The organism is Jeotgalibacillus alimentarius, assembly GCF_000829445.1.
GTDB lineage: Bacteria > Bacillota > Bacilli > Bacillales > Jeotgalibacillaceae > Jeotgalibacillus > Jeotgalibacillus alimentarius.
Window position 1 is genome coordinate 1 of sequence record NZ_JXRQ01000028.1, and the last position, 11424, is coordinate 11424.

14 protein-coding genes are annotated in these 11424 nt (G+C 46.3%); all 14 read right to left on the minus strand.

The features are described 5' to 3' along the window. Positions 1-119: 119 nt before the first annotated feature. Positions 120-1103: a stage II sporulation protein D gene (spoIID, locus tag KP77_RS14410; RefSeq protein ID WP_041123447.1), complete on the minus strand. Its 984-nt coding sequence runs from the start codon at positions 1101-1103 to the stop codon at positions 120-122. A gap of 96 nt (positions 1104-1199) precedes the next feature. Next, the gene (locus KP77_RS18230; RefSeq protein ID WP_160289538.1) at positions 1200-1337 is read right to left on the minus strand and encodes a hypothetical protein; all 138 of its coding nucleotides are present in this window, start codon (positions 1335-1337) and stop codon (positions 1200-1202) included. Positions 1338-1688: 351 nt separating this feature from the next. After that, on the minus strand, positions 1689-2999 hold the full coding sequence (gene murA, locus KP77_RS14415; protein ID WP_041123448.1) for a UDP-N-acetylglucosamine 1-carboxyvinyltransferase: 1311 nt from the start codon (positions 2997-2999) through the stop codon (positions 1689-1691). Between the two features lie 456 nt (positions 3000-3455). Beyond that, positions 3456-3686, minus strand: a complete 231-nt coding sequence (locus KP77_RS14425; RefSeq protein WP_041123450.1) for a DUF1146 family protein — start codon at positions 3684-3686, stop codon at positions 3456-3458. Positions 3687-3883: 197 nt separating this feature from the next. Then, positions 3884-4288 (minus strand): F0F1 ATP synthase subunit epsilon, encoded by a 405-nt coding sequence (locus tag KP77_RS14430; protein WP_041123451.1) that lies wholly within the window; start codon positions 4286-4288, stop codon positions 3884-3886. A gap of 22 nt (positions 4289-4310) precedes the next feature. After that, positions 4311-5720 carry a F0F1 ATP synthase subunit beta gene (gene atpD / locus KP77_RS14435; RefSeq protein ID WP_041123452.1) on the minus strand — a complete coding sequence of 470 codons (1410 nt, stop codon included), beginning with the start codon at positions 5718-5720 and terminating at the stop codon, positions 4311-4313. Positions 5721-5987: 267 nt separating this feature from the next. Continuing rightward, positions 5988-6851 (minus strand): F0F1 ATP synthase subunit gamma, encoded by an 864-nt coding sequence (locus tag KP77_RS14440; RefSeq protein ID WP_041123453.1) that lies wholly within the window; start codon positions 6849-6851, stop codon positions 5988-5990. Between the two features lie 39 nt (positions 6852-6890). After that, the gene (gene atpA / locus KP77_RS14445; protein WP_041123454.1) at positions 6891-8399 is read right to left on the minus strand and encodes a F0F1 ATP synthase subunit alpha; all 1509 of its coding nucleotides are present in this window, start codon (positions 8397-8399) and stop codon (positions 6891-6893) included. Between the two features lie 26 nt (positions 8400-8425). Then, on the minus strand, positions 8426-8962 hold the full coding sequence (locus tag KP77_RS14450) for a F0F1 ATP synthase subunit delta (RefSeq protein WP_041123455.1): 537 nt from the start codon (positions 8960-8962) through the stop codon (positions 8426-8428). Beyond that, entirely contained in the window at positions 8959-9477 is a 519-nt protein-coding gene (gene atpF / locus KP77_RS14455) for a F0F1 ATP synthase subunit B (protein WP_041123456.1), read from the minus strand. The genes KP77_RS14450 and atpF overlap by 4 nt, the downstream gene beginning before the upstream one ends. A gap of 302 nt (positions 9478-9779) precedes the next feature. Next, positions 9780-10004 (minus strand): F0F1 ATP synthase subunit C, encoded by a 225-nt coding sequence (gene atpE, locus KP77_RS14460; RefSeq protein ID WP_041123457.1) that lies wholly within the window; start codon positions 10002-10004, stop codon positions 9780-9782. 75 nt (positions 10005-10079) lie between these two features. Next, entirely contained in the window at positions 10080-10790 is a 711-nt protein-coding gene (gene atpB, locus KP77_RS14465) for a F0F1 ATP synthase subunit A (RefSeq protein ID WP_041123458.1), read from the minus strand. A 5-nt stretch (positions 10791-10795) separates the two neighbouring features. Continuing rightward, positions 10796-11182: an ATP synthase subunit I gene (locus KP77_RS14470; protein ID WP_041123459.1), complete on the minus strand. Its 387-nt coding sequence runs from the start codon at positions 11180-11182 to the stop codon at positions 10796-10798. Positions 11183-11187: 5 nt separating this feature from the next. Further along, entirely contained in the window at positions 11188-11406 is a 219-nt protein-coding gene (locus tag KP77_RS14475; RefSeq protein WP_041123460.1) for an AtpZ/AtpI family protein, read from the minus strand. Between the last annotated feature and the right edge of the window lie 18 nt (positions 11407-11424).

Here is an 11424-nt window from a genome sequence, read left to right on the forward strand (position 1 = left end):
AAATTAAACAACCTGGCACCGATAGAGTATCGGTACCAGGCCGTAGCGTAGTTCTAACCTTTTTTCTTTTTTACTGTCTACTTGACAGGGCGCAGTTCACATCGCGGAATGCTTCTTTTTTATCTTCTAACCAGCAGCGCAGGTACTGCCTGATCAATCGAACTAAGCTCAACACCGCTGAAATAATGCTGCACAATTTCTTTATACGTACTGCCTGCCAGTGCCATTCCATTCGCCCCGTACTGGCTCATCCCGACGCCATGACCGTAGCCTTTCGTTTTGATGACCACCTGATCACCCTGCAGCACCCATTCGAAATCAGTCGAGCGCAAGTCCAGTGTTTCACGGATCTCCCTTCCGCTAAATGTTTTCCCGGCAATTTCAACCGTTTTAATCCTGTTCCCAGGGGTCCGTTCAAGAATGCTGCCCTGCTCCCCTTCAGTTAACGTAATACCGAGCTTTTGCTCAAATTCACTGATTGGCATCGTGACTTCATGGTAAAAGCCCGGAGCTGCCTGCTCATCCCATTTACTTTCAACAGAAGCTAAGTAAGGAACATCTTCTTCCCAGTAATCCTTTGCATTTTCGGTCCAGCCATTACTTGTCGAAAAGAAGGCTGCAGTAATCGGTTTACCTTCAAAGGTTAATATTTCACCCTTAGTTTCATAAACTGCTTCTTCAATGACACGGATCTTCCAGTCATATTCATCTTTCCAGATCTCTTTTAATTCTTCTTTACTTTTAAACACCTGATGGGTCGTGGTATCTGTAATCGGCCCTTCATTATGTGAAAGAAAACGTGTCACATAGGTTCGTGCAGCCAGTGCCTGCGCTTTTAATGCCTCTTTTTCAAAAGAAGCCGGCATCTCGCTTGCGACAACGCCCGTTACATATTCCTCCAGGTCAATCTCCTCGACCTCACCACTGTGCCTAAGCACCGGAACAGCCAGCTTAGCAGCACTCTCCTCCGCTTCAGCAGGCTCCACCTTCTCAGGCAAAGGCTTCCTCTGCTCATCATCAGGAGAAACAATCATTGCAGGGATAGCGAATAAAATAATAAAAATCACTGCCACAACTAAAAACAACTTGATCCGCTGGTGCATCCTCACCCCTCCAGACATAGGTTATGAGGAAGTATATGTCCGGGTGCGGTTGGGTAGACCAGGTGGGGAGTGAAGATGGGGGACTGTCCCGGGTCTTCAGACGTCGTATATTACCGCGTGAGAGTCGTATTTCTTCCAGCGAAGGTCGGATACACCCTGGTTGGTAGTCGTATGCAGACCCGCGACTGTCGTATCAGGCATGGTGAAGGTCGTGAGCGCACAAACTGGTTGCAACGACACGTCCTCTTGGTGCTTTTGAGAAACTACAGGCTTGTTTCCAAGGGGCATTCAATGCGGCTTCGCTGTGCGCAGACCTCAGTTGCAGTGTTTTGGCCGGTGGCTGTTGTATTTTCGTCTGCAGCTGTACGATACGCCCGGATTGATTGCAGTATATACAGCCGCAGCTGTCGTATATGCACCCGCAATTGCAGTGACAGCCCCCGCTCCCACCAGCACCACCCCCCATCACAAAAATCGAAAAAAAGCAGTATACCCACGCCACCGCGTGTGTATACTGCTCTTATAAACGTATAATTAGTTAGAAGTTCGTGATGTATAAGAATAAGAAGTATGAGTTCAGTAAAATTATACGCGCGCTGCTGTTGCAGCTGCTTCTGCTCTTGCTTCTGTCTCTTCACTTACACGTTCTACATTTGCACCAAGTGCTACTAGCTTTTCGTGGAAGTTCACGTAGCCGCGGTCAAGGTGTTTTAGTTCAGTTACCTGTGTGTAGCCGTCTGCTACAAGTCCTGCTAAGATCAGTGCTGCACCTGCTCTAAGGTCAGTTGCTGCAACTTCTGCTCCCTGCAGATTGCTTGGGCCGTTCATGATTGTTGAACGTCCTTCGATTTTTACATTCGCATTCATGCGGCGGAATTCTTCAACGTGCATGAAGCGGTTTTCAAATACTGTTTCAGTAATCACGCCAGTTCCGTTAGCCGTCAGCATAAGCGCCATCATTTGTGACTGCATATCTGTCGGGAATCCCGGATGTGGCATTGTTTTGATATCGACTGATTTCAGGTCGCCATGTCCGATCACGCGAACGCCTTCATCTTCCTCGATGACTGTAACGCCCATTTCCTTCAGCTTCGCAATAACTGATGCTGAATGTTCAGGTACTGCGTTTTCGATCAGTACGTTACCTTCAGTGATTGCTGCTGCGATCATGAATGTGCCGGCTTCAATTCGGTCAGGAATGATTGTGTGTTCTGCACCGTGCAGCTCTTCCACACCTTCAATACGGATTGTGTCTGTACCTGCACCTTTGATTTTAGCGCCCATTTTGTTCATATAGTTCGCCATATCTACGATTTCAGGTTCCTTTGCACAGTTCTCGATGACTGTTGTACCTTCTGCAAGTGTTGCTGCTGCCATGATGTTTTCAGTGGCACCTACACTTGGGAAGTCCAGATAGATTTTTGCACCCTTCAGACGTCCGTCTGTTTTTGCTTCAATAAAGCCGTTACCGACATTTACTTCAGCACCCATTGCTTCGAACCCTTTCAGGTGAAGGTCGATTGGTCTTGAACCGATTGCACAGCCTCCTGGAAGTGCAACTCTTGCATGACCGTTTCTTGCAAGTAATGGTCCCATTACCTGAACAGATGCACGCATCTTACGTACATATTCAAATGGTGCTTCCGGTGCAAGGTCGCTGCTTGCATCCACGATCAGTTTGTTTTCTTCCTTTGAATAACTAACCTCAGCATTTAGATGTGTAAGCACTTGATTAATCGTTGATACATCTGATAGTGCAGGGACTTCAAGTAAAGTGCTTTTACCTTTTCCTGCCAGCAGTGCTGCTGCTAAAATTGGAAGAACTGCATTTTTAGCACCTTCCACTTTGACTGAACCTTGCAGCTTGTTACCGCCGCGTACGATGATTTTTTCCAAGTGAGTTCCCCTCCGCGTCTTCATTCTCATAATACTATTCATATTCAATGTTAGTGACTGAAGTGATATCATCCTCTTCAATCGCGCAATAGGCTAATTTAATAATTGTCTCAGATACAGGTAAACTTTTAAAAAACTAAAACATTACAAATCGTATCATTCTAAAACTCTTTAATACAAGAGAAGAAAGTCATGATTCATGGCAATTTGACATTTATTTCACATACCATATTGTTTATATCGGCTAATTCGACAGCCTTTATACAATTACTTCGTTCTCTTATATATGAAGAGTTCAAGATAGCCCCCGTAGGTTTGATGGGCATATGCTTGACTATTCCACAACATTATAAAGTTAAACCATTTCTTCCTTATTTGGTAGCGGAAAAATTCACATTTATTGAAAAAAGTAATTTTTCTACCTATGAAAACCTTTACATTATGTCTATTTTGTGTCTAAAAAAGCAATGGCAATTGTTGTGACCAGGTTGTATAAGATAAGAAGAAATTTGCTACCGTTGATCCGATCGCAATACTGACCAATATGAACAGTACTCTTGCCTGAAGTACCCGGTTTGGCCGGATCGCTTTGTCAAAACGAAGTGCCTGCATAGACCAGAATGTCAGTCCGATAAAGATTAAATGGATGAACATGCTGAGCAGTGCCTGCTGTCCAAATTCCGCCATGTCCCGACTCCTTTCTGCCAACCTTGACATTCTATCAAACTATTCTCAGATTTCCATGAGAATGTGTCCGTATATAGTTAAAATGCTCATAAAGTATGATGTCAGTCCTCTTGAAAGAAACTGAACTTATAAAAAAACCGGCCCCTTGTACCGGCTTGGCATGGAAGCCATTCCGGGGAGGGTGCCGGTTGAATCAGTTACATTCTGTTTTCGTATACATCAATGCGGTTCATTGCACGGCGAAGTGCAAGTTCTGCGCGTTTGAAGTCAACGTTGTCCTGTTTGGCCTGCAGAAGGCTCTCTGCCCGCTGCCTGGCTTCTTTTGCACGATCGATATCAATCTCAGTTGCCGGCTCTGCAGCCTGTGCCAAGATTGTTACCTGCTCAGGGCGGACTTCCAGGAAGCCTCCGGTTACTGCTACAAGATCTGTGCGTCCTTCTTTTTTCAGACGGACAGCGCCGATCTCAAGCGGAGCAACCATTGGGATATGCCCTGCTAAAATGCCGAGCTCCCCGCTCTGAGCTTTAGTGCTCACCATTTCTACAGCAGACTCGTACACAGGGCCATCGGGAGTAACGATATTGACGTTAACGGTCTTCATTTTTTTCCCTCCTGGTCCCTAATTATACTTCTACGCCCATCTTCTTAGCAGATTCAAGCACTTCTTCAATGCGTCCTACAAGACGGAATGCATCTTCTGGAAGGTGATCGTATTTACCGGCAAGAATGTCTTTGAATCCTGCGATTGTTTCTTTAACAGGAACATAAGAACCTTTCTGACCTGTAAACTGTTCTGCTACGTGGAAGTTTTGTGACAGGAAGAACTGGATACGACGTGCGCGTCCAACGATCATCTTGTCTTCTTCCTGAAGCTCATCCATACCAAGGATAGCAATGATATCCTGAAGCTCTTTGTAACGCTGAAGCGTCTGCTGAACTTCACGTGCTACACTGTAGTGCTCTTCTCCAACGATCTCAGGAGAAAGTGCGCGTGATGTTGAAGCAAGCGGGTCAACGGCAGGGTAGATACCCATTTCAGAAAGCTTACGCTCAAGGTTTGTTGTTGCATCAAGGTGGGCGAATGTTGTCGCCGGTGCAGGGTCAGTATAGTCATCGGCAGGTACGTAGATCGCCTGGATCGATGTTACTGAACCAACATTTGTCGACGTGATACGCTCTTGAAGCTGACCCATTTCAGTTGCAAGTGTCGGCTGGTAACCAACGGCAGATGGCATACGGCCTAGTAGGGCTGATACCTCAGAACCTGCCTGCGTAAAACGGAAGATATTATCGATGAACAGAAGTACGTCCTGTCCCTGCTCATCACGGAAGTATTCTGCCATTGTCAGACCTGACAGGGCAACACGCATACGCGCACCCGGCGGCTCGTTCATCTGACCGAATACCATCGCTGTTTTCTTGATAACGCCTGAATCAGTCATCTCGTGGAAAAGGTCATTTCCTTCACGAGTACGCTCTCCAACACCGGCGAATACTGAGATACCGCCGTGCTCTTGTGCGATGTTGTTGATCAGTTCCTGAATCAGTACGGTTTTACCAACACCGGCTCCTCCGAAGAGACCGATTTTACCACCCTTGATATATGGAGCAAGCAGGTCTACTACTTTGATTCCTGTCTCAAGGATTTCTGTGTCAGTTGAAAGTTGTTCAAATGTTGGTGCTGTACGGTGAATCGGGTCACGCTGAACGCTTGCATCTACATCTCCTGCAAGGTCGATCGCTTCTCCAAGTACGTTGAATACGCGTCCAAGTGTAGCATCTCCAACAGGAACAGTGATTGGCGAACCAAGGTCCGTTACTTCTGCTCCACGCTGAATGCCGTCTGTGGAGGACATCGCAATGGTACGAACAGCATCATCACCAAGGTGAAGCGCTACTTCTAACGTTAGTACATCTGCTTCTGCTGAGCCTGATGCTACTGTTAGAGCGTTATAAATGTCAGGCAGCTGGCCATTGTCAAACTTAATGTCAACAACTGGACCCATGACCTGTAAAACGCGTCCTTTATTCATCATTTTCCCTCCTAGCTTGCTTATGGAAGCCGAGCGGGAAAGCCCGGCTAAACTTGATATGTCTTTAATAACGAGAGATTGACCTCCGCTGCGGGCGGACGCTTTCCGGACGGTGGTTGCTGAGCCTCCTCGCCTTCGGCTGCGGGGTCTCAGCTTCCCACTTATCGTCCCGGAGTCGCCGCCCTTCTCTCCGATCAACTCTCTGGATAAGTTTTATTACGTTTCAGATCCGGCTGTCGCATAAAGGCGCAGCGGAACTGAAATAGATTAATCTTCTAACGCCGCGGCGCCGCCGACGATTTCGGTGATTTCCTGAGTGATCGCGGCCTGGCGGGCACGGTTGTATGATAATGATAGTGAATCGATAAGCTCTTTGGCGTTGTCCGTTGCACTCTTCATTGCTGTCATACGGGCAGCGTGTTCACTTGCTTTTCCGTCAAGCAGTGCGCCGTAGATCAGGCTTTCTGCATATTGTGGTAAAAGCACTTCAAGGATTGCTTCAGGTGATGGTTCAAACTCATAAGATGTCATGCCGCCTGTTTCAGCTGCTACATCTGTCAGAGGGAGAACCTTCTTCTCTGTTACTTCCTGTGAAATTGCGCTGACGAAGTGGTTGTAGTACATGTAAAGCTCGTCAAAAGCTTCATCTGCATACATACCCACTGCTTTCCCCGTAATTTCTTTAATATCAGCAAAGCTTGGCTGGTCGGGTAACCCAATGATGCTATCGATGATATTCATGCCTCTTTTAGCAAAGAAGTCACGTCCTACACGTCCGACTGCAAGGATGACATACTCATCTTTACTTGAGTGACGGCTGTTGATCGCATTCATTGCTGAACGGATTACGTTGGAGTTATAAGCTCCTGCAAGTCCTCTGTCAGATGTGATGACGAGATAAGCTGTCTTTTTCACCGGGCGGGTGCTGAGCATCGGGTGTGATGCGTCTTTCGCGCCTGTTGCAATTGAAGCAACCACTTCCTGAATTTTGTTCATGTAAGGGTTGAATGATTTCGCGTTATCCTCTGCACGGGACAGTTTGGATGCGGATACCATCTCCATTGCTTTTGTGATCTGACTTGTCTTTTTCGTCGACGTGATTCTGTTTTTAATATCGCGTAACGATGCCACTGGTTCTCACCACCCTTTAAAGTTGAATTGCCGGTTTAATTATTCGCTTTTAGCAAAAGTCTTTTTGAATCCGTTGATTGCTGCTTCCATTTCACTGTCTTCAGGCAGACCTTGCGTTGTGCGGATGTGATCCAGCAGTTCTTTGTGGTTTTGATCCATCCAGCTTAGGAATTCGTTCTCGAAACGGCGAATATCTTCTACTGGGATATCATCAAGGTGTCCTTTAGTTAATGAGTAAAGGATCATTACCTGCTTTTCTACTTTAAGCGGCTTGTTCAGGTCCTGCTTCAGTACTTCAACAGTACGTGCACCACGGTTCAGTTTTGCCTGAGTTGCTTTATCAAGGTCAGAACCGAACTGCGCGAATGCTTCAAGCTCACGGTATGCTGCAAGGTCAAGACGCAGTGTACCGGATACCTTCTTCATCGCTTTGATCTGTGCAGATCCACCTACACGGGATACTGAAAGACCGGCGTTAATCGCAGGACGTACACCCGAGAAGAATAGATCTGACTGAAGGAAGATCTGTCCATCAGTGATTGAGATTACGTTCGTTGGAATGTAAGCTGAGATATCCCCTGCCTGTGTTTCAACGAATGGAAGGGCTGTGATTGAACCTGAGCCCAATGTTTCATTCAGCTTCGCTGCACGCTCAAGAAGGCGGCTGTGAAGGTAGAATACGTCACCAGGATATGCTTCACGACCTGGAGGACGGCGTAATAGTAGTGAAAGTTCACGGTATGCAGATGCCTGTTTTGTTAAGTCATCATATACAACAAGCACGTGCTTGCCGTTTAACATGAATTCTTCACCCATTGTTACTCCTGTGTAAGGTGCTAGGAATAATAGTGGTGCAGGCTGTGATGCTGATGCCGTAACGACGATTGAGTAATCAAGTGCTCCGTGCTTACGAAGCGTTTCAACTGTACCACGTACTGTTGATTCTTTCTGTCCGATTGCAACATAGATACAGATCATATCCTGATCCTTCTGGTTCAGAATTGTATCGATTGCTACAGATGTTTTACCAGTCTGACGGTCACCGATGATAAGCTCACGCTGACCACGGCCGATTGGCACAAGTGCATCGATCGCTTTGATACCAGTCTGAAGTGGCTCGTGTACTGACTTACGTGCCATTACGCCTGGTGCCGGGCTTTCGATTGGACGTGCTTTAGACGTGTTGATTGGACCAAGTCCATCAACTGGCTGTCCAAGCGGGTTAACTACGCGGCCGATCAGTTCCTCACCAACAGGAACCTCCATGATACGGCCTGTACGGCGAACTTCGTCGCCTTCTTTGATGTCGCGGTATGGTCCAAGGATAATGATACCGACATTGTTCTGCTCAAGGTTTTGCGCCATACCCATAACGCCGTTAGAGAATTCAACAAGCTCTCCAGCCATAACGTTATCAAGGCCATGAGCACGTGCGATACCGTCACCAATTTCGATAACAGTACCAACCTCCGTTACTTCGATATCCGATTGATAGTTTTCAATCTGCTGTTTAATCAGCGCACTGATTTCTTCAGCTTTGATGCTCATGAATGTCACCCCTCATTTCGTGGATCTTATCGTTTCAGTTCACGTTCAAGGCGATTTAGCTTATTGCGAAGGGTGCCGTCAAAAATACGGTTCCCAATGCGGATGCGAATGCCGCCAAGAAGTGCTGAGTCTACGTGATTATGAATGTCAAGACGCTGCTTTCCGACTTTCGGAGCAAATGAAGCAGAGATTGCTTCTTTATCTGCGTCTGATAGTTTTGTTGCTGATGATACATGTGCAACGGCTGTACCGCGTGCTTCAAGCGCACGATTGATGTACTCATCTGCAAGCTCGACCATCTCATTATTGCGACGGCGATCAACCAGAATATACATTGTGTTCAGCACGTGCTGTGAAATGCCGCTGAATGATGTTGAGATCAGCTGCTTTTTCTGTGCCTTTGACCATTTAGGAGACTTCAGAATCTGCGATAGTTCAGGCGTTTTTACAAACACCTCGCGAACTGTGCGAAGATCTTCTTCAATCTGATCTGTCTGGCCATTCTTTACTGCAAGCTCAAAAAGTGCCTGAGCGTAACGCGCTGCTGCAGTTGATTTGCTCATCGCAGATCCCCTGCCTTTGCAATTGTTTCGTTGATCAGCTGCTGCTGTTCTTCAACTGTCAGTTCTTTTTCAATTACTTTAGAAGCAACCAATACTGATAGTGTAGCAACCTGCTCGCGAAGTGCTGCAACTGCCTGGTCTTTCTCTGTTTCGATCTCGCGAAGTGTCGCTTCTTTCATACGCTCTGATTCTGCACGCGCTGCAAGAATAATTTCTTCACGCTGAGCATCACCCTGTTTGCGGGCGTTTTCAATCAGTTCCTGCGCATCCTGACGAGCTTCTTTCAAAAGCTGGCGCTGCTCTTCAAGCTGCTGCCTCGCTTCTGTACGGCTTCTTTCAGCCGCTTCGATTTCGCCTGCGATGTGGTCTTCACGTTGTTTCATGATGCCCATTAATGGACCCCATGCGAATTTCTTGAGTAAAAGTAGTAGTATAAGGAACATTCCTAATTGGAATAGGATGTCTCCTTCACTGAAGCCGCTGGCCCCAAGTACAAATGCATCAAGTGTGAACACGCTCGTTTCACTCCCTTCAGAAGTCAGTCAAATACGGAAAGTTTCATATAAATTAAGATAACCGTTGATTTCCGCTGCGGACGGGCGCTTTCCAAGGGGATGGGCCGTTTTCTGGCCCCATCAGACCTCCTCGAGCTTCGCTCTGCGGGGTCTCACCTGTCCGTCTGCTCCCGCTGGAGTCGCCCGTCCTCCGCTTCAATCAACTACTGCAGATATTTCATATACTTTAAGTTTAATTAAGGTGTTCTGTAAAAAATGGCGAAGCATGTCACGATGTGATCTTCGCCATTTTATAAGAGATATTATTGACCTTGCACGATGAACGCGATAACTACTGCGATGATCGGAACGGCCTCAACTAGTGCTACCCCGATGAACATTGTTGTTTGAAGCATACCACGTGCTTCTGGCTGACGTGCCATACCTTCTACTGTTTTAGATACGATCATACCGTTACCGATACCTGCACCTAGTGCTGCTAAACCTACTGCTAGTGCTGCTGCTAAAAGACCAATTGAACCTGTCATTTGGATATATCCTCCTTAGTGTGGGTAAATAATTTTTGTTTTAATGTTTGTTCAGTAACTGAACAGGTAAATATATTAATGGTCAGAGCTCACTTTGTGCGCCATATAAACCATCGTTAACATTACGAAAATGAATGCCTGGATTGCTCCGATGAATACTGAGAAACCAAGCCATGCAAGCGTTGGTATAACCGCTGCAAGGTGACCCCAGAAGCCTGCTGCCAGACTCCCTGCAAGAAGACCAAGTAAGATCTCACCTGCATAGATGTTACCGTAAAGACGCAAACCAAGCGTTAGCGTGTTTGCAAATTCTTCAATAATCTTAAGCGGGAATAAGAAACCCATTGGACGGAAAAAGTCTTTTCCATATTCGCTGAAGCCTTTCATGCGTATGCCATAGTAATGTGTCAGCGCAATTACCATAACGGCAAGCGTCATTGTAACGATTGGATCTGCTGTTGGTGATTTCCACCAGAGATAGTGATCATATGTAATCGCAAACGGTAAACCTAAAAAGTTTGATATTGCAACGTACATAATGAGTGTAATCCCTAAAATGTGAAAGCTCCCCCCGGTTTTCCAATCCATGTTACTCTTAATGATGTTCCGCACAAAATCCATGATCCACTCCATAAAGTTCTGCATCCCTGTCGGCTTCATGGCCAGGGCGCGCGTGGATATGAACGCAATCAGAAATACGATTGCAGATGCGACGGTAATCATCAAGACATTGGAGAGATTAAAGGTCAGCCCCAAAAATTCTGCTAATGGCGCTTCATGATTCATTTATTTCACCTCTTTTCCCGCTTTTTGTGTAGGACTTGCTGCAATAAATAATCTATCATAATGACGAAATAAACCATCATTAATCCAAATACAGTGGAAATCAAATGAATGAGATCCGGAAATTCCAGTGCAATGAGCACCGCTACTCCTGCTGAAGCCATTCGTGATAGTGTTCCAAGCGAACGTACTTTTCTGCCTTCATCCACCGCGCGGTTAAACTTTTCCATTCTGTTCTTCATTAGCCAAAGATTAAGAAGGCTGAAAGAAGTTCCCAGTATAAGACCTAAGAACACATCCGGAAAAGGGCTGAAGCCAAAACCGATAGCGAAAATCGATAACAAGTATAATATGTACTTGGTGTACCGTAAAAAATGCTTACTGATGTCGGGCATTTAAGCTACTCTCCTGAGTCGAATTGTTTCACTGTGCGAAGCATCGCATAGATTCCTGCTGATAAACCCAGAAGTAATCCGATGATCATAAACAGCGGTTCTGAATCCAGACGGTGATCAAGCCACCGGCCGCCGAAAATTCCGACGAGTATGGAACCAGTTAGTTGTGACAGAATGGCCGAATACAGGGCCATCGCATAGAACGGACGTCTTGACTGACGCATGAGTGCATCCTCACAATC